Raw genomic sequence first — 20,115 nt, 5'->3', positions numbered from 1 at the left:
CCCCGGCCCGCCACGCGTGTCGGGTGGTTCGCGTTGCCCGCCCCGGACGAAAGCCGCCCCGAATGAGCCTGCACGGTCTGCTCGACGCCGTCGTCAAGGACCCCGCCCTCGCCGAAGCGATCAGAGCGGGGGCCGACGGCAACCGCATGCACGTCGACCTGGTCGGACCCCAGGCGGCCCGCCCCTTCGCGGTCGCCGCGCTGGCCCGCGAGACCGGCCGCCCGGTGCTGGCGGTGACGGCCACGGGACGGGAGGCGGAGGACCTGGCGGCCGCCCTGAGGTCGCTGCTGCCGCCGGAGGAGGTGGCGGAGTACCCGTCCTGGGAGACGCTCCCGCACGAGCGGCTCAGCCCGCGCAGCGACACCGTGGGACGCCGGCTGGCGGTCCTGCGCCGGCTCGCCCACCCCCGCCCCGACGACCCCGAGACCGGACCCGTCTCCGTCGTCGTGGCGCCTGTACGGTCGGTGCTGCAGCCACAGGTCAAGGGGCTCGGCGACCTGGAGCCGGTCGCGCTTCGGACCGGGCAGACCGCCGATCTGAACGAGGTCGTGGAAGCTCTCGCCGCCGCCGCGTACGCGCGCGTGGAGCTCGTCGAGAAGCGCGGCGAGTTCGCCGTACGAGGCGGCATCCTCGACGTCTTCCCGCCCACCGAGGAGCATCCCCTCCGTGTCGAGTTCTGGGGCGACGACGTCGAGGAGATCCGCTACTTCAAGGTCGCCGACCAGCGGTCCCTTGAGGTCGCCGAGCACGGCCTGTGGGCACCGCCGTGCCGCGAGCTGCTGCTCACCGAGGACGTCCGCGCACGCGCGCGTGCCCTCGCCGAGCAGCACCCGGAGCTGGGCGAGCTCCTGAACAAGATCGCCGAGGGCATCGCGGTCGAGGGCATGGAGTCCCTGGCCCCCGTCCTCGTCGACGACATGGAACTGCTCCTGGACGTGCTCCCCAAGGGCGCCATGACGGTCGTCTGCGACCCGGAGCGGGTCCGCACGCGGGCCGCCGACCTCGTGGCCACCAGCCAGGAGTTCCTGCAGGCGTCCTGGGCGGCCACCGCGGGCGGCGGCGAGGCCCCCATCGACGTCGGCGCGGCCTCCCTGTGGTCCATCGCGGACGTCCGGGACCGGGCCCGCGAGCTGGACATGATGTGGTGGTCCGTTTCGCCCTTCGCGGCCGACGAAGAGCTCACGGAGACATTTGCCGCTGACGCGGCGGGGGACACCCTGAAGCTCGGCATGCACGCCACCGAGACCTACCGGGGCGACACCGCCAAGGCGCTCGCCGACACCAAGGGCTGGCTCGCCGAAGGCTGGCGCACGGTGTTCGTCACCGAGGGCCACGGCCCGGCGGCCCGCACGGTCGAGGTGCTGGGCGGCGAGGGCATCGCCGCGCGCCTCGACATCGAGCTCGGTTCGATCGTGCCGTCCGTCGTGCACGTGGCGTGCGGCTCGATCGACTACGGCTTCGTGGACCCCGCGCTGAAGCTGGCCGTCCTGACCGAGACCGACCTCTCGGGGCAGAAGGCGGCCGGCAAGGACGGCGCCCGGATGCCGGCCCGCCGCCGCAAGACCATCGATCCGCTCACCCTGGAGGCGGGCGACTACATCGTCCACGAACAGCACGGCGTGGGCCGCTACATCGAGATGGTGCAGCGCACGGTGCAGGGCGCCACCCGCGAGTACCTCGTCGTCGAGTACGCCCCCGCCAAGCGCGGCCAGCCCGGCGACCGCCTCTACATCCCCACCGACCAGCTGGAGCAGATCACCAAGTACGTCGGCGGCGAGGCCCCCACCCTGCACCGCCTGGGCGGCGCCGACTGGACCAAGACCAAGGCGCGCGCCAAGAAGGCGGTCAAGGAGATCGCGGCCGACCTGATCAGGCTCTACAGCGCGCGGATGGCGGCGCCCGGGCACGCCTTCGGCTCGGACACCCCCTGGCAGCGCGAGCTGGAGGACGCCTTCCCCTACGCGGAGACCCCCGACCAGCTCACCACCATCGCCGAGGTCAAGGAGGACATGGAGAAGTCGGTCCCGATGGACCGCCTGATCTGCGGCGACGTGGGCTACGGCAAGACGGAGATCGCGGTGCGGGCCGCCTTCAAGGCGGTCCAGGACGGCAAGCAGGTGGCGGTCCTCGTCCCGACGACCCTGCTGGTCCAGCAGCACTTCGGGACGTTCAGCGAGCGCTACTCCCAGTTCCCGGTCAACGTACGGGCGCTCAGCCGCTTCCAGACCGACACCGAGGCGAAGGCGGTGCTGGAGGGCCTGCGGGAGGGCTCGGTGGACGTCGTCATCGGCACCCACCGGCTGTTCTCCTCCGAGACCAAGTTCAAGGACCTGGGCCTGGTCATCGTCGACGAGGAGCAGCGCTTCGGCGTCGAGCACAAGGAGCAGCTGAAGAAGCTGCGTGCCAACGTGGACGTGCTCACCATGTCCGCGACGCCCATCCCGCGCACCCTGGAGATGGCGGTCACCGGCATCCGCGAGATGTCCACGATCACCACCCCGCCGGAGGAGCGCCACCCGGTGCTCACCTTCGTCGGCCCCTACGAGGAGAAGCAGATCGGCGCCGCCATCCGCCGTGAACTGCTGCGCGAGGGCCAGGTCTTCTACATCCACAACCGCGTCGAGTCGATCGACCGGGCCGCCTCCCGGCTGCGCGAGATCGTCCCCGAGGCGAGGATCGCCACGGCCCACGGCCAGATGTCCGAGCAGACGCTGGAGCAGGTGGTCGTCGACTTCTGGGAGAAGAAGTACGACGTCCTGGTGTCGACCACGATCGTCGAGTCCGGCATCGACATCTCCAACGCGAACACGCTGATCGTGGAGCGCGGCGACAACTTCGGTCTCTCCCAGCTGCACCAGCTGCGCGGCCGGGTCGGCCGTGGCCGCGAGCGCGGTTACGCCTACTTCCTGTACCCGCCGGAGAAGCCGCTGACGGAGACCGCCCACGAGCGCCTGGCGACCATCGCCCAGCACACGGAGATGGGCGCGGGCATGTACGTGGCGATGAAGGACCTGGAGATCCGCGGCGCGGGCAACCTGCTCGGCGGTGAGCAGTCCGGCCACATCGCGGGCGTCGGCTTCGACCTGTACGTCCGCATGGTCGGCGAGGCGGTCGCGGACTACCGGGCCTCCCTGGAGGGCGGGGTGGAGGAGGAGCCGCCGCTGGAGGTCAAGATCGAGCTGCCGGTCGACGCCCACGTCCCGCACGACTACGCCCCCGGCGAGCGTCTGCGCCTGCAGGCCTACCGGGCCATCGCCTCCGCCAACACGGAAGAGGACATCAAGTCCGTGCGCGAGGAACTCGTCGACCGCTACGGCAAGTTGCCCGAGCCCGTCGAGAACCTGCTGCTGGTGGCCGGGCTGCGCATGCTCGCCCGTGCGTGCGGGGTCGGCGAGATCGTCCTGCAGGGCAACAACATCCGCTTCGCGCCGGTGGAGTTGCGCGAGTCGCAGGAGCTGCGCGTCAAGCGCCTGTACCCCGGGTCCGTCATCAAGCCCGCCGTGCGCCAGGTCCTCGTACCGCGGCCCAAGACGGCCAAGGTGGGCGGGAAGCCGCTGGTCGGACGCGAACTGCTCGGCTGGGTGGGGGAGTTCCTGACGTCGATTCTGGGGTCGTAGCGTTCAACGCTCACTCATTGCAATGAGTGGCGGGGTTGTTGTTGCGTTAAGTCGTCGCCCAGTGCAACGATTTCTAGCGCCTGAGCTGCATAGATGAATTCTGTGCGCAACGACTACGTTGATGGATCTATGAATGCAACGTAGCGTTTCCGGTGTCAGAAACAGTGACCGACACAGGAGCGCATCATGCAGAAGTTCGACAGCCCCGCCCCCGTCTCCGCCGTCCTCGACATCCCCGCGGGCCGCGTCCAGTTCATCGCCTCCGACCGGGCCGACACCACGGTCGAGGTCCGGCCCGTGGACGCCTCCCGGAGCCGGGATGTGAAGGCGGCGGAGAAGATCGAGGTCGCCTACGGCGACGGCGTCCTGCGGATCGCGGCCCCGGAGGCCGGGAACCAGCTCTTCGGCCCCTCCGGATCCGTCGAGGTGACCGTCCAGCTGCCCGCCGGGTCCCGAGTCGAGGCCAGGGCCGGCAGCGCCGAACTCCGCGGAGTCGGCCGCCTCGGTGACGTCGCCTTCGACGGCGCCTACCGCCGGATCAAGCTCGACGAGGCCACGAGCGTCCGCCTCACCGCCGTCGACGGCGACGTCGAGATCGGCCGCCTCGGCGGCTCGGCCGAGATCAGCACCGCACGGGGCGACATCCGCATCGCCGAGGCCGCCCGCGGCACGGTCGTCCTGAGCACCCGGTCCGGCGACATCTCCGTCGCCGCGGCCCGCGGAGTCTCCGCATCCCTGGACGCCGGCACCTCCCGGGGCCGCGTCAGCAACGCCCTCATGAACGACGGCACGGCCGGACTCGACATCCGCGCCACCACCGCCAACGGCGACATCACCGCCCGCAGCCTGTAATCCGCAGCCGGCAGAAAAAGAGGGGGCACTTCTCATGACCGACCTGGCCATCGCGGCGAAGGGGCTGCGCAAGTCCTACGGGGACAAGGTCGTGCTCGACGGCGTCGACCTGGCCGTACCCGCGGGGACGATCTTCTCCCTGCTCGGCCCGAACGGCGCCGGCAAGACCACGGCCGTCAAGATCCTCTCCACGCTGATCGGCGCGGACGGCGGCGAGATCCGCGTCGGCGGCCACGACCCGGCCACCGACCCGCAGGCGGTGCGCGCCGCGATCGGGGTGACGGGACAGTTCTCGGCCGTGGACGGACTGATCACCGGCGAGGAGAACATGCTCCTCATGGCCGACCTGCACCACCTGTCCCGGGGCGAGGGGCGGCGGGTGGCCGCCGAACTGCTGGAGCGCTTCGACCTGGTCGAGGCCGCGAAGAAGCCCGCCTCCACCTACTCCGGCGGCATGAAGCGCCGCCTGGACATCGCCATGACCCTGGTCGGCAGCCCCCGGATCATCTTCCTCGACGAACCCACCACCGGCCTGGACCCCCGCTCCCGGCACACCATGTGGCAGATCATCCGCGAGCTCGTCTCCGACGGGGTGAGCGTCTTCCTCACCACCCAGTACCTCGACGAGGCAGACGAACTCGCCGACCGTATCGCCGTCCTGCACGACGGGAGGATCGCCGCCGAGGGCAGTGCGGAGGAGCTGAAGCGGCTCATTCCCGGCGGGCACATCCGGCTGCGCTTCAACGACCCGGCCGCCTACCGGGCGGCCGCCGCGGCCCTGGGCGAGGCCACCCGGCACGACGAGGCCCTCGCCCTGCAGATCCCCAGCGACGGCAGCCAACGCGAACTGCGAGCCGTCCTGGACTGGTTGGACGCGGCCGACGTCGAGGCGGACGAACTGACCGTGCACACACCGGACCTGGACGACGTCTTCTTCGCCCTGACCGACACCCGCGGCGCCGGAACGGCCGCCGGCACCGACAAGACCACGGAGGCCGCCCGATGAGCAGCTCCCTCTCCCTCGCCGTCCGCGACTCCTCCACGATGCTGCGCCGCAACCTCCTGCACGCCCGGCGCTACCCCTCGCTCACCCTGAACCTGCTGCTCACCCCGGTCATGTTGCTGTTGCTGTTCGTGTACATCTTCGGCAACGCGATGAGCGCGGGGGCGGGCCGCTCGGCCTACCTGGCCTACATCGTGCCCGGCATCCTGCTGATGACGATCGGCTCCACCGTGATCGGCACCGCGGTGTCGGTGTCCACCGACATGAGCGAGGGCATCATCGCCCGCTTCCGCACCATGGCCATCCACCGCGGCTCGATCCTCGTCGGGCACGTCGTCGGCAGCGTCCTGCAGTCGGTCATGAGCGTGGTCCTCGTCGGCGCCGTCGCCGTGGCGATCGGCTTCCGCTCCACCGACGCGGGCGTCCTGGAGTGGCTGGCGGCGTTCGGGCTGATCGTGCTCTTCGCCCTGGCGCTCACCTGGATCGCGGTCGGCATGGGCCTGGTCAGCCCCAACGCCGAGGCCGCCAGCAACAACGCGATGCCGCTGATCCTGCTGCCTCTGCTGTCCAGCGCCTTCGTCCCGCTGCACTCCATGCCCGGCTGGTTCCAGCCCATCGCCCGGTACCAGCCCTTCACCCCCGCCATCGAAACCCTGCGCGGACTCCTCCTCGGCACGCACATCGGCAACAACGGGTGGATCGCGGTCGCCTGGTGCGTCGGCCTCGCGGTCCTCGGTTACGTCTGGTCCACCTCGGCGTTCGACCGGGACCCCAAGTAACCGTGAGCCGGTGGCACTTCCGCGGTCATCACTACTTCTGAGGAAAGAACCGGCCGGCGCTCGGGTGATCCTGGGCGCCGTCCACGCATATGTTGGCGCCGTTGATCCCAGCGGCCCGGGCCGACAGCAGGAAGCACGCCACGTCGGCCACCTCCCGCAACTCCACCAGCCGGCCGCGCGGGAAGTCCTCGCGCGCGAAAGCCTCGTACCGCTCGGGCCGGTTGTCCCGGAACCAGGCCCAGCCCCCGCCCTCGAACATCACCGACCCCGGACTGAGCGCGTTCACCCGGATGTTGCGCGGCCCCAGTTCCTGGCCGAGCGTGGCGGCGAGATGGATCTCCGCCGCCTTCGCGGAGGCGTACGACGACTTCGGGCCCGGCTTCCATCCCGTGATCGACGCCACGACCAGCGCGCTGCCGCCGCCGCGCCGCTCGAAGTGCGGTACCGCCGTACGGATGGCGTGGGCGGCGTGCAGCACGTTCAACTCGTAGGTGCGCAGCCAGTCCTCCGGCGTCGAGTCCAGCAGCCCGCCCCCGTACGCCCCGCCGGCGTTGGCCACCAGCAGATCGAGCCCGCCCATCCGCTCGGCCGCCTCGTCCACCGCCCGGCCGAGCGCCTCCGGATCGCCGACGTCCGCCTGGACGCCGGGCAGTCCCGACTCCTTCAGCCGCTGCGGATCCCGTCCGCAGACGGTGACCTCAGCTCCCTCCTCCCGCAGCGCCCGGCCGATCGCCAGCCCGATACCGGCGCTTCCCCCGGTGATGAAGGCCGTCTTCCCCGCAAGTCCCAGATCCATGGCGGGAGCCTGTCAGCACGTGCGCGAGCGCTCAACCCGCCTGCTTCCGCGGGGGATTGACGCGCCGCCGGCCGTCCGCGGGGAGGGTGGTTCGCGGACGGCCTGGACTGGCGTGCGGCGCAGGGGAGAGGTCCTCGCGCTACGGCTGGTCCGGCCGGTCGCGGTCCATGCCGAGCTGCCCCTCGATCCGCTGCTGCGCGTCGTCGACCTGGCTCTCGTACTTGTTGCCGGTCCTCTCGTTGGCCTTCCGTTCCGCGGCGTCGGACACGTCCTTGGCCTTGTCCTGCAGCTGACGGTTGCTCTTGAACCTGTCGAAGATGCCCATACAGAGCTCCTTTGGGAGGTGACTCAGCACCGACGATACGACCCATTTGCGTGGTATGCCCACCGGAGTCCCTGGTGGTCTGGACCTCATGAGTGCCCCCGCGCGCCCTGCGGCTACGGTGTGCGCGGCGCCGTACCAGGGAAGGCGCACCCTGCGGGGGCCGACCGGAGGAGACAGGGGAGGGGCGCATCGTGATGCGTCTGAGGGGCGGGGCCGCGGTCGCCGTCGTACTGGTGTGTGCCGTCGCCGGATGCAAGGCGGAGACGCAGACGGGCTCGAGCGGGCCGCAGCAGACCGGCGCCGGAGGGGCCGCGCTCAAGGTCGCCGAGTCGCTGACCGTGAAGGGGCGGGCGCCGAAGACGGGTTACGCCCGCGATCGCTTCGGCACCGCCTGGGCGGACACCGACTCCAACGACTGCGACACCCGCGACGACATCCTCAAACGGGACCTCAAGGAGGTGAGGTTCACCAGCGGCAGCTGCAAGGTGTCGTACGGCCTGCTCCCGTCGGACCCCTACTCCGGCAAGGAGGTGACCTACCGGCGCGGTCGCAGCCTCGTCGACATCGACCACATCGTCCCGCTCTCCGACGCCTGGCAGAAGGGCGCCAAGTACTGGGACGCCCGCAAGCGCATAGCCCTCGCCAACGACCCGCTCAACCTCATAGCCGTCGACGCGAGCACCAACCGCTCCAAGGGCGACGGCGACGCGGCGACCTGGCTGCCGCCCAACAAGTCCTATCGGTGCACCTACGTCGCCGGGCAGGTCGCGGTGAAGAAGAAGTACGGGCTGTGGGTGACCGCCGCCGAGAAGTCCGCCATGGAGAAGGTGCTGGAGACCTGCCCCGGCCAGAAACTGCCCACGGGCGGCAACCCGACCGAGGCGCCGGCCCGTTTCCACGCCGACTGACGAGTCAGGGACCTTCCTGCATGATGATCGCATGGAGCTGAAGGTGTCCAGCCTCGCCGGCCGTCCGGACATGCTGCGCGCGGTGCTCGACATGCCGGACAGCTGGCCGGAGTTCACCATTCAGGACCCGGTCGGCAACGCCCACTACGGGCGCATCGCCACCGAACTCCCCGAGTACGTCCTCTTCGCCGGGACCGAGCGCGGTGAAGTCCTCGCCCATGCCTTCAGCGGGCCCTTCCGTCTCGCCACGGAGGGGCGGCACCGGCTCCCCGACCGCGGCTGGGACCAGGTCCTCGTCTGGGCCTTCGCCGACCTGCGCCGAGGGGTGCGGCCCGACACCGTCAGCGCCATCTCGATCGTCGTCGCCCCGCACGCGCAGGGCCTTGGGCTCCACGCCCGTGCCGGCGCCACCGGAACGGGGGTACGCCGTGTATGTCGAGCCGAATGTGTGGATGCGGCATCGCCTCTGACCGGCATCGCGCACTCTCTTACCGGCCTCGCCCGCTTCCTTACCGGCCTCGCTCACTCTCTTACCGAATCGCCCGGCACGTGAACGCTTGATGTGCTCTCGTCAATGGAACGGCAAAAGTTTCCGAAGGGAGCAAAGGGGCGGTCGGAGCAAAGTCGGACAGGTTCAGCAAGGAGTGGTCAAGGCCCGTCCAAGATCGCTTCTTTGCTCTATTCACTCTTTGTTTACAACGGGCAAGATCTCTCCGTTTCCCGTGGCCTCCCTGTCAGTGCGTCAACCGGCGTTGTGGGCCGCCCTGTTGTCGCCTTTGATGTGGGGGAGTCCCAGTCGTGCGCGTTCGGCCCTTCAGCCGTGTCCGCTCAACCCGCCGTACGCGGCGAGCCCGTCGCGGTGTCGCCGTGCTCCTGCTGACCGTGTTCGCCTGCATGTGGACGACGCAGTCGGCGATGGCGGCCGGGGCGGAACTGCACTCCGTGCACCTCGCGATGCCGAGCCTGTCCTCGCTCACGGCCTGGCTGAAGGACCCGCACTGGGGTCGGCTGCCCACGGAGAAGTCGGGCACCGCGAGCGGAAAGCGGCACCATGTCTCGGCCCGGGCCACCGAGGCGCACCGGGGCGCGGGACACAAGCCGGGCAAGGGCAGGGGCGAACTCTCCGCCTACCGTGCGCACCGGGCGGCCGTGAAGCAGGGAAAGAGCGCCGGCGTCGCCAGGTTCGACGCCAGAACCAGCAAGCGTGACGCGGCCAAGTCGTCCCGCACCGACACCGTGTACGACAACGCCGACGGGTCCACCACCCGACGGATCTACCCGACGCCCGTCAACTACCAGGTCGGCAAGGGCAAGTGGGCGCCCATCGACGTGGACCTGCGGGCCGGGCCCGACGGGCGGTGGCAGGAGAAGGCCAACTCCGTCGACGTCGACTTCGCCGCGAAAGCCGACGACTCCAGCCTCGTCTCCCTCTCCCCCGACCCCCGGCACTCCGTCGCCTACGGGCTGAAGGGCGCCGAGGCCGTCAAGGGCACTGCCGACGGCTCCCGCGTCACCTACCCGGACGTCCTCACCGACACCGACCTCCAGGTGTCTCCCACCGCCACCGGCGTGAAGGAGGCGGTGGTCCTGCACTCCGCGGACGCCGCCAACTCCTGGACCTTCCCGCTCCACCTCAAGGGCCTCACCCCGGTCCAGAACGAGGACGGCTCGATCGTCCTGCGTGACGCCGCGGGCAAGACCGTCGAGCGCGTCCCCTCGTCGTACGCCTACGACTCGAAGGTGGATCCGCGCTCCGGCGACCCGGCCACCACGCACGACGTGACCACGACCCTCGTGCGCGACGGCAATGGCTACGCGCTGAACATCAGCCTCGACGAGACCTGGCTGACGGACGCGCACCGCGTCTTCCCCGTCACCGTCGACCCGACCGTCACCGACGGCTGGACGACCACGTACGCGGAGTCCGGCGCGGCCGGCGACCACTCCTACGAGCAGACGATCAAGATCGGCTCCTACGACTCGGGCACGCACTCCGCCGCCGGTTACATCAACCACTGGGACACCGCCTGGGACGCGAGCGGCGCGACCGTCAGTTCGGCAACGCTGCACCTGTTCGACACCTGGGCCGCGACGTGCACCGCCGAGAAGTTCGACGTCGCCCTGGTCACCAAGGCGTGGACGCCCGAGGGTGTCACGAGTTACCCCGGCCCGACCTACGGCTCCTCCATCGGCAACGCGACCCCGACCGTCCCGAACGCCTGCGCGAACAAGGACGCGGACCGGAGCGTGGGCGACTGGGTCAGCGTCTCCCTGTCGACCTCCGCGATCCAGGGCTGGTTCAGCGGCACCACGGCCGACTACGGCCTCGCGGTGTACGCGGCGACCAGCGACGCCCTGCACTGGAAGCAGTTCGGATCGTTCAACGACCCCTCACTCGGCCCGTACATCGTCGTCAACTACACCGGGAACACCGCCCCGCAGCTCTACGAGCAGTTCCCCGCCGACAACGCGGTCGTCGGCACCACCACCCCGGAACTCACCGCCTGGGCGGGCGGCGCCAACTCCACCAGCGGCAGCAGCAACCAGTACCAGTTCAAGGTCTACGACGCGAACAACACCCTGGTCGCCGACTCGGGCCTCGTCTCCACCGGCGACTGGACCGTGCCGTCCGGTAAACTGGCGTGGGGCAAGAACTACACCTGGCAGGTGCAGGCGTACGACTCCGCGACCGGGCTCTATTCGCCCGCCGATCCCTACGAGTTGTCCGTCCAGGTACCCCAGCCCGTGATCACCTCAGGGCTGTCGCAGAACAGCAGCGACCACGGCTTCGACGCGTCCATCGGCAACTACACGACCTCTGACACGGACGCCTCGATCTCCACCGTCGGGCCGTCCCTGGACGTCGAGCGCTCCTACAACTCCCGTGACCCGCGCTGGACCGGGGCCTTCGGCGCCGGGTGGTCGTCCATCGTCGACGCCCGCGCCACCGAGCAGTACAACGCCGCCGGGACCGTCACCAGCGTCAACGTCACCTATCCGGACGGCTCCCAGGTCGGGTACGGCAAAAACAGCGACGGCACCTTCGCGCCGGGGACCGGCCGCTGGGCCACGTTCACCACGGTCAGCGGCGGTGGCTACAGCCTGACCGACAAGGACGACACGGTCTACGCCTTCACCACCTCGCTGGGTTCTGGCGGATACGGCCTGAGCTCCGTCACGGACGCCAACGGGCGGGCGATAGCGCTGACCTGGACCGGCGGGCACGTCACGAAAATGAAGTCCGCCGTCTCCGGGCGCTCCCTGAACTTCACCTGGTCCACGCCGAGCGGCGCCCTCGCCGCACACGTCGCCACCGTCACCACCGATCTGGTCGACCCCAAGGACTCCTCGTCCGCGCTGACCTGGAACTACGGGTACACCGGCGACCAGTTGACGACCGTGTGCGCCCCACTGTCGACGACGAAGTGCACGACGTACGGCTACACGACGGGCTCGCAGTACCAGAACGCCTCCCTGGACCTCGACCCGAGCGCCGCCTGGCCGCTCACCGAGAGCTCCGGCACCACCGCCAAGGACGCGGTCCTCGCCAACGAGGGCACGAAGAACGCCACGTACGAGAACGTCACGCTCGGCGCCGCCGGCCCGCTCACCGGTTCCTCCTCCACCGCCGCCTCCTTCAACGGCAGCACCTCCGACGTCGCGCTGCCGAAGAACACCGGCAACGACACCGACTCGGGCGCGATCTCGCTGTGGTTCAAGACCTCGGCCGGACCCGGCGTGCTCTACTCCTACGCCTCCCAGCCGATCGGCTCCGGACAGGCCGCCGGCTTCTACACGCCGTCGATCTACGTCGGCACCGACGGCAAGCTGAACGCCGAGTTCTGGTACAGCGGCGGCATCAACCCGATCGTGTCCTCGGCGTCCGTGGCCGACGGCAAGTGGCACCACGTGGTGCTGAGCGCGGCCGGCAACTCCCAGACACTGTTCCTGGACAACGCGAAGGTCGGTTCGCGCACCGGCACCGTCTCCATCAAGAGCGCGGTGGCCTTCGGCAAGAACCAGGTCTTCAACTACCTCGGCACCGGGTTCCTCGGCGGCAACTGGCCGGACGAGTCGCACAGCAACAGCAGCGACCCGACCGGGTACGCCACGTACTTCACCGGCTCGATCGCCGACGTCGCCTGGTACGGGCGGCCGTTGGTCGCCGCCGACGTCAACTCCCTCTACCAGTACGGCACCCACTCCGCGAGCCTGCTCACCTCCGTGAAGCGGCCCTCGGGCAAGACCTTCGCCGCGATGACGTACGACCCGGCGACCACGACGCTGACCCAGCTCACCGACGAGAACGGCGGCGTCTGGAAGCTCGCCGCCCCCACGGTCACCGGCTCCAGCCAGACCTACCGGGGCGCGGTGCTCGGCGCCGCCCCCGCCGGCTACTACCGGCTCGGCGAAGCGGCCGGGGCGACCACGGCCCTCAACGAGGTGCACGGCGGCAACGGCACCTACAGCGCCGTGACGCTCGGCGCGACGGGCCCGTTCAGCGACGCCAAGGCCACGACTTACAACGGCAGCACCTCGTACACCGAACTGCCGACCTCCGTGCAGTTCGGCACCAGCGACCGCAGCCTCGAACTCTGGTTCAAGACGGCGAGCCAGGGCGTCATCGTCGGCGCCCAGTCGGCGGCGATATCCGGTGCGACCACCACCTCCGGCACCTGGGCGCCCCTGCTGTACGTGGGCTCCGACAACAAGCTGCACGGCCACTACTACTCGGGCAGCGGCTCGGGCTCGACCGCGTTCGGCTCGACCGGCACCGTCACCGACAACGCCTGGCACCACGTGGCCCTCACGGCCTCCGGCGCCACCCAGACCCTGTACCTGGACGGCGTCAAGCAGTCCAGCTACTCCGGCACCCCGGCCGACCAGACCTACAACCACGTCTACCTCGGCGCCGGTTTCGCCAAGAGCTGGCTCGACTCCCCGGCGGACGTCAGCCACTTCACCGGTTCCATCGCGGACGCGGCCTTCTACCACTCGGCGCTCACCGCCGCCGACGTCGCCGCACATGTCGAGGCCGCCAAGAACTCCACCGGCCTGCTCCCGGTCGAGACGGTCAAGGTGACCTCGCCGACGACGTCCACGCTGACCTACACGTACGACGTCACCAACGGCAACCGCGCCCTCACCGAGACCGACGGCCTCGGCAACAAGACCAGCTTCGGCTACGACACGGCCGGTTTCGAGCACACCGTCACCGACCCCAACGGCGCGGTCACCACCACCGGTCACGACGTCCGCGGCAATGTCGTCTCGTCCACCAACTGCCAGGACCAGGTCGCGAACAAGTGCAACACCGAGTACTACACGTACTACCCGGACGACACGACCGCCCGGCTGACCACCGCGGACCCGCGCAACGACCAGCTGCTGACCGAGCGTGACGGCCGCTCTGCGTCCGCGACCGACAACACCTACCTGACGTCGTACACCTACGACTCGGCGGGCAACCAGACCGTCGTCACCGGCCCGGCCGTGCCCGGCTTCCCGAGCGGCCGCGCGACGACCACCGTCTACAGCGACGGCACCAGCACCTACCCGTCCGCCGACGGCGGGGTCGTCCCCAAGGGCCTGCCGGTGAGGACGGTCAGCCCCGGCGGCGCGGTCAACTCCGTGTCGTACTTCTCCAACGGCGACGTCGCCTCCACCACGGACGCCATCGGCCTGGTGACGTCGTACACCTACGACGGCCTGGGCCAGGTCCTGAGCCAGAAGGTCGTCTCCGACACCTACCCGAACGGACTGACGACCAGCTACACGTACGACAAGAACGGCCAGGTGACCAGGGAGAGCGACCCGCAGATCACCGACCGGGTCCAGGGCGCCACCCACGCGGCCGTCTCCAGCACGGTCTACGACGACGACGGCGACGTCCTCTCGCAGACCGTTTCCGACGCGAGCGGCGGTGACGCCTCGCGCACCGAGACGCAGACCTACGACGGCTACGACCGGCTGTGGACCCAGTCCGACGCCAACGTCGCGGCGGGCACGTCCTACGGCAACACGACGACGTACTCCTACGACACCTCCGGCAACAAGACCAAGGAGGTGACGAGCTCCGGCAACGAGACCGACTACACCTACGACGACAACGGCAACCTGCTCACGCAGGCCCTGATGTACACGGGCGACCCGGTCAACCCGCAGACCGCGACCTCGCTCGTCGAGTCCTCCCGCGCCTACGACCCGGCCGGCCGGCTCGCGTCGGTCACCGACGCCATGGGCAACAAGACGTCGTACACCTACACCGACGACGGCCTCACCGCGACCGTGAAGCGGGCCAGTTCCGACGGCAGCAGCACCTACACCCTGGAGTCGGACACCTACGACGCGGCCGGCAACCTGCTCAGCCAGACGACGGACAACGGCGAGAACGTCACCCAGTACACCGTCGACGCCTCCGACCGCACGACGTCGACGACCGTCGACCCGACCGGAGTCGACCGCGTGTCGACCGTCTCGTACACCCCGGACGACCAGGTCGCCTCGGAGAACGACCACGACGCGACCGGTTACGACCGCACCACCACCGACACGTACGACGACATGGGCAACCTGCTCAGCGAGACGCTGTACGGCGACGCATCGGGGCACCCGGCCGGCTGGTGGAAGCTGAACCAGACCTCCGGCAGGTCCGTCACCGACGCCTCCGGCACCGGCAACACCGCCACCGCCGGACCGGGCGTGACCTGGTCGGACGACGCCGCCCAGTTCAGCGGCGACACCAGCGGCAACGGCGACATCGTGGCCACCAACAGCCTGGTCCTGGACACCAGCGCCTCCTACACCGTCTCGGCGTGGGTGAAGCTGTCGGACACGTCGACGTTCCGCACCTTCGTCTCCCAGGGCGGCACCAACCGGTCCTCCTTCTATCTCCAGTACGCCTCCAGCCAGGGTGTCTTCCGCCTGATCGCACCCAGTTCGGACTCCTCCGGCACCCCGTCGGCGTACTACAACGCCTACGCCTCCGGCGCGCCCGCGCTGAACACCTGGACCCATCTGGTCGGCGTCTTCGACCAGTCGACGGGCACCATGAACCTGTACGTCAACGGCGCCCTCGCGGGCAGTGCGAGCAACCCCGCGCCGTGGACCGGATCCGGCCCGCTGTCCATCGGCGGCGCCGAGACCGCCTCGGGCACCGTCAGCAACGCCGTGAACGGCTCGGTCAGCAACGTCCAGACCTACCAGCGGGCCCTGTCGGCGAGCGAGATCTCCTCGCTCTACGGCAAGGGCCGCAGTGGTGGCACGGTCGGCTCCTCGGACCAACAGACCACCAAGTACACGTACGACCAGCGGGGTCTGCCCACGTCCATGACGGACCCCGAGCAGCACACCACCAACTACGACTACGACGAGGCCGGAAACCTCGCGGCCACCACGGCACCGGCGGTGCAGGCGGAGGCCGACGGCATCGCGGCGAACGCTCAGACGGTCCGCCCGGTCACCTACAGCGGCTTCAACACCTTCGGTGAGGCGGTCGCCGAGAAGGACCCCAACGGCCTGGTCACCACCACGGCCTACGACGCCGACGGCAACAAGGTCAGCGAGACCCTCCCGTCCTACACGCCGGCGGGTGCCTCGAACCCCAACGCGGGCACGACCGTCTGGACGTACGACAGTGAGGGCAACCAGACCAGCGCGACGACTCCCGGCGGCAAGACCACCTCGTACCTCTACGACCAGTTGGGCGACCTGGCCCAGACGACCGAGCCCGACGGCACCAAGACCCACGCCGTCTACGACGCCAACGGCGAAGAGCGCTCGGTGACGGACGGCACGGGTGCCCAGACCCAGGCGACGTACGACTTCCTGGGCCGTCAGGCCACGGCGACGACTCTGGAGCGCTACCCGTCGACACGCACGCTGACGACGAACTACTCCTACGGCGCCACCACCGGCAACCCCTACGGCGCCCACCTGGCGTCGGTGCAGACTCCGGGCGGCGTGACGACCTCGTACGCCTACAACCGGGCGGGCGACGTCACCTCGGTGACCGACGGCGCGGGCAACTCCACCTCTTACACCTACGACTTCGAGGACAACAACACCAGGACGACGCTGGCGGACGGCAGTTACACGGTCACCGACTACAACGTCAACGACGACCCGACGGCGACCCGCAGCTACGACTCGAGCGGCACGTTCCTGTACGGCACGTCGCAGCAGTACGACGGCAACGGCAACCTGGTCGCGGCGACGGACGCCAACCAGCACACCACGCGCTGGACCTACGACGCGGCGGGCACGATCACCCAGCAGGTCGAGCCGGTCGACGCCACGACCTCGATCACCACGTCCTTCGGCTACGACCAGGCCGGCAACCGCACCCGCTTCACCGACGGCCGCGGCAACTCCTGGCGCTACGGCTACACCCCGTGGGGCCAGCAGGAGAAGGTGATCGAGCCGACGACGTCCCAGTACACCTCGGCCGCCGACTCCACGACGACCTTCGCCTACGACGCGGACGGCAACGTCACCTCGGCCACCGCGCCCGGCGGTGTCACGACGTCGATGACGTACGACGCCAACGGCCAGCTGAAGACGATGTCCGGAGCGGGCGCTGAGGCGGCGTCGGCGAAGCACAGCTTCTCCTACGACGCCGACGGCCGGGTGACGTCGGCGGACACGGACGAGGCGGGCACGACCGGCGCCGTGGACCACCAGGCGTCCACGCACGACGCGTTCACCTATGACGACCGCGGCGACGTCCTGACCACCTCCGGTTCGGCGGGCTCGTCGAGCTTCACGTACAACGACGACGGCTCGATGCTGACCAGGACGGACGCGGCGGGCACCCAGTCGTACGGCTACGACACGGCGGGCCGGCTGTCCTCCCTGGACGACGCGGCGAGCGGCACGCATCTGACGTACACGTACGACCAGTTGAACAACGTCAAGACCATCAAGTACGGCAGCACCGGTCAGACCCGCACGTTCAACTACAACAGCGCGCACGAACTCTCCAGCGACGTCCTGGTGCAGGGCGCGTCGACCCTGTCGAGCTTCACGTACGGCTACGACAACAACGGCAACCTGACGTCGAAGACGACGACGGGTGTGACGGGCGCGTCGTCGAACACGTACACCTACGACTGGTCGGACCGCCTGACCTCGTGGAACAACGGCACGACCACGAAGGCGTACCAGTACGACGCCTCGGGCAACCGGGTGCGGGTCGGCTCGGACGTGTACACGTACGACGCCCGGGACCAACTGACCTCGGACGGCACTCACACGTACACGTACTCGGCGCGCGGCACGATGACACAGGAGTCGTCGACGGCGGGCGGCACGGTCGGGTACAAGACGGACGCCTTCGGCGACCAGATCACGGCCGGCACACAGTCCTACACGCTGGATGCACTGGGCCGGAACATCACGGACACCGACACGGGCGCCTCCTCGACCCGCACCTTCGCCTACTCGGGCGCCGACAACACGATCGCGTCGGACGGCGACGCGACGTACACGCACGACCCGACGGGCGGCCTGGTCGGCATCAAGGCGAGTGGCTCGTCCTCCGGGTCCCTGGCACTGACGGACCTGCACGACGACGTGGTGGGCACATTCACGTCAGGCGGGACGAGCTTGTCCGGCTCGGCGACGTACGACCCGCTGGGCAAGGTGACGGCGACGGCGTCGCTGATCGGCCATCTGGGCTTCCAGTCGGGGTGGACGGAGCCCGGCACGGGCGATGTCGGCACGGCCTCGCGCTGGTACAACCCGAACACGGGTGAGTTCCTGAACAAGGACAGTGTGTCGCCGAACCCGACGCCGGACTCGGTGGCGGCGAACCCGTTCGCGTACGTCGACGACAACCCGCTGGTGGGCACCGACCCGTCGGGTCACTGCTCCTGGTGGACCGGCTCGTGCGAGACACAGGCCGTCAAGCACGTGGCGAAGAAGGTCAAGCACGTGGCGAGGGCCGTCTACCACGCGGCCAAGCACGTGGCCCGCAGGGTCGTCCACGCGGTCAAGCACGCGGCGCACAAGGTCGTGCACCAGGTGCGGGACGTGTACCGGGCGACGGTGCGGGTGACGCGGCGGGTGTACCACTACACGGTCCGGCACGTCAGACGGATCTACCATGCGGCCGTCCATGCGGTGCATACGGCGTATCACAAGGTGTCGAGGGCCGTGCACCGCGTGGTGCACGCGGTGAAGAAGGCGGCGCACAAGGTCGCCCACGCCGTGAAGAAGGCGGCGAAGGCGGTCGCGCATGCGGCACGCACCGCGTACCACGCGACGGTCAAGGCGGTGAAGACGACCGCGAAGTTCGTCAAGCACCACGCGGCGGCGATCACGTCGATCGTGGTGTCGACGGTGGTCTTCGCGGGCTGCGAAGCGGCGACGGCGGGCGTCGGCTCGATCGGCTGCGCGGCGCTCGCGGGCGCGGCCGGCTCCTTGGTCGAGCAGGGCTTCAAGTGCGCGGACAACGGAGGCAGCGACTGCAGCGTCGGAGCCTTCGCGGGCTCGGCGGTCGAGGGCGCGGTCACCGGCGCGCTGGGCGGCGCCCTGGGCTCCCTGGGCGGCAAGCTCCTCGCCAAGGCGGCCCCGAAGGCGATGGAGGTCGTCGGGGGGCTGTTCGGGAAGGCGGCGGAGGCGGGGGAGTCGGGGGCGGCGGACGCCACGGATGAGGCGGCTTCGGCGGCGGAGTCCGAAGCGGCCGGGTCGAGATCGCAGTCCCATTCGTCGGAGGACGAGGGCGCGAGTTGCCCGATCCCGCACAGCTTCACCGGCGCGACCAGGGTGCTGCTGGCCGACGGTTCGACGAAGGCGATCGACCAGGTGCGGGTGGGCGACACGATCGCCAACTCGGTGCCGGGCGTGGCGGGTACGCAGGCGCACAAGGTCACCGCGGTGATCGTGACGCACACGGACCACGACTTCGTGGACCTGACGATCAAGGCGACAGCCGACTCCACCGCGAAGCAGAGTGTGAAGGCTGGAGCGAAGTCACTGGCCAAGAAGGTCGCCCGCAAGGCGGCGTTCGGCCTGGCGGCGTCGGCGGCGGTGCTGGGCGCGCTGGCAGCGAGCCACGGCCACGGCACCGCTCAGGAGCCGGCGACGAAGACGGTCGCGGCGGTCTCGTCGGTGCCGTCCGCTCAGAGCGGCAAGGCACTTGCCGGGACCATGTCGGATGCGCAGGACGCACACCTGACGACGACCTTCCACCACCCCTTCTACGACGAGACGCAGTCGGCGTTCGTCGACGCGAAGGACCTGAAGGCCGGCGACGTCCTGCAGACGCCGACCGGGACGGCCAGGGTCACCGGGGTTCGGCTGTACCACGCACACACCACCACTTACGACCTGACCATCGGTGCTCTCCACACGTATTACGTGGTCGCTGGAAATACGCCGATTCTGGTTCACAACATCAAACCCGGCGACGCATTCGAATGTGGTCCCGGCGGAGAGGTCACCGATCCCGAGTTCACAGGCGTCAAGCTGAACAAGAAAATCGGAGACGCGTATGCCGACGAGGTAGCTGACGGTCTTCCTGGCGCTCAGCGCGAGGTAAGTCACGCTATGCCGAATGGTACGACGCGGCGTACTGATGTTGAAGTTCCGCTTCCTTCGGGCGGAACCAAGGCAATTGAAGTGAAGGTGGGGCGCGTCTCCAATGTCTCGTCAATTCGGCAGGAGATGACGAACGACGCGACCCTACTTAATGATGGAACCCATGATGAGCAGGAGTGGGAATTCTTCAGGAGTCCATTGACCGGCAAGATGGGCCCAACCGGCAGCGTTGCTTGGCGACTCCTTAGACAGGGAGTTAAACTCAAGCTGCACTATTAGCTTCCCTGGTCAGGA

At 69.3% G+C, this 20,115-nt stretch carries 9 protein-coding genes; 7 read left to right on the top strand and 2 right to left on the bottom strand.

Going from position 1 to position 20,115, the window contains the following annotated elements; genetic code table 11:
* Positions 1 to 62 precede the first annotated feature (62 nt).
* The 4 genes from mfd to ABZZ74_RS26015 all read left to right on the top strand — a co-directional run bounded on the left by mfd (position 63) and on the right by ABZZ74_RS26015 (position 6,251).
* Positions 63 to 3,617 carry a transcription-repair coupling factor gene (mfd, locus tag ABZZ74_RS26030; protein ID WP_356768802.1) on the top strand — a complete coding sequence of 1,185 codons (3,555 nt, stop codon included), beginning with the start codon at positions 63 to 65 and terminating at the stop codon, positions 3,615 to 3,617.
* Between the two features lie 186 nt (positions 3,618 to 3,803).
* A complete protein-coding gene (locus ABZZ74_RS26025; protein ID WP_356768800.1) occupies positions 3,804 to 4,469 on the top strand; it encodes a DUF4097 family beta strand repeat-containing protein in 666 nt (221 codons plus the stop codon).
* A 34-nt stretch (positions 4,470 to 4,503) separates the two neighbouring features.
* Positions 4,504 to 5,475 carry an ATP-binding cassette domain-containing protein gene (locus tag ABZZ74_RS26020; RefSeq protein WP_356768798.1) on the top strand — a complete coding sequence of 324 codons (972 nt, stop codon included), beginning with the start codon at positions 4,504 to 4,506 and terminating at the stop codon, positions 5,473 to 5,475.
* The gene (locus ABZZ74_RS26015; RefSeq protein WP_356768796.1) at positions 5,472 to 6,251 is read left to right on the top strand and encodes an ABC transporter permease; all 780 of its coding nucleotides are present in this window, start codon (positions 5,472 to 5,474) and stop codon (positions 6,249 to 6,251) included. The genes ABZZ74_RS26020 and ABZZ74_RS26015 overlap by 4 nt, the downstream gene beginning before the upstream one ends.
* 31 nt (positions 6,252 to 6,282) lie before the next feature.
* On the opposite strand, the gene ABZZ74_RS26010 is transcribed toward ABZZ74_RS26015, so the two are convergent.
* Both ABZZ74_RS26010 and ABZZ74_RS26005 read right to left on the bottom strand, forming a co-directional pair.
* Positions 6,283 to 7,047: an SDR family oxidoreductase gene (locus ABZZ74_RS26010; protein ID WP_356768794.1), complete on the bottom strand. Its 765-nt coding sequence runs from the start codon at positions 7,045 to 7,047 to the stop codon at positions 6,283 to 6,285.
* Between the two features lie 139 nt (positions 7,048 to 7,186).
* Positions 7,187 to 7,372: an antitoxin gene (locus ABZZ74_RS26005; protein ID WP_356768792.1), complete on the bottom strand. Its 186-nt coding sequence runs from the start codon at positions 7,370 to 7,372 to the stop codon at positions 7,187 to 7,189.
* 194 nt (positions 7,373 to 7,566) lie between these two features.
* On the opposite strand from ABZZ74_RS26005, the gene ABZZ74_RS26000 reads away from it, so the two are divergent.
* The 3 genes from ABZZ74_RS26000 to ABZZ74_RS25990 all read left to right on the top strand — a co-directional run bounded on the left by ABZZ74_RS26000 (position 7,567) and on the right by ABZZ74_RS25990 (position 20,100).
* Positions 7,567 to 8,280 carry an HNH endonuclease family protein gene (locus ABZZ74_RS26000; RefSeq protein ID WP_356768845.1) on the top strand — a complete coding sequence of 238 codons (714 nt, stop codon included), beginning with the start codon at positions 7,567 to 7,569 and terminating at the stop codon, positions 8,278 to 8,280.
* A 31-nt stretch (positions 8,281 to 8,311) separates the two neighbouring features.
* Positions 8,312 to 8,833: a hypothetical protein gene (locus ABZZ74_RS25995; protein WP_356768790.1), complete on the top strand. Its 522-nt coding sequence runs from the start codon at positions 8,312 to 8,314 to the stop codon at positions 8,831 to 8,833.
* Positions 8,834 to 9,147: 314 nt separating this feature from the next.
* Positions 9,148 to 20,100: a LamG-like jellyroll fold domain-containing protein gene (locus tag ABZZ74_RS25990; protein ID WP_356768788.1), complete on the top strand. Its 10,953-nt coding sequence runs from the start codon at positions 9,148 to 9,150 to the stop codon at positions 20,098 to 20,100.
* Positions 20,101 to 20,115 lie beyond the last annotated feature (15 nt).

It is taken from the genome of Streptomyces sp. NPDC006476 (genome assembly GCF_040612015.1).
GTDB classification, from domain to species: domain Bacteria; phylum Actinomycetota; class Actinomycetes; order Streptomycetales; family Streptomycetaceae; genus Streptomyces; species Streptomyces griseorubiginosus_B.
Note: the sequence above shows the minus strand (reverse complement) of the source record. Positions and strands in the feature narration are given on the sequence as shown.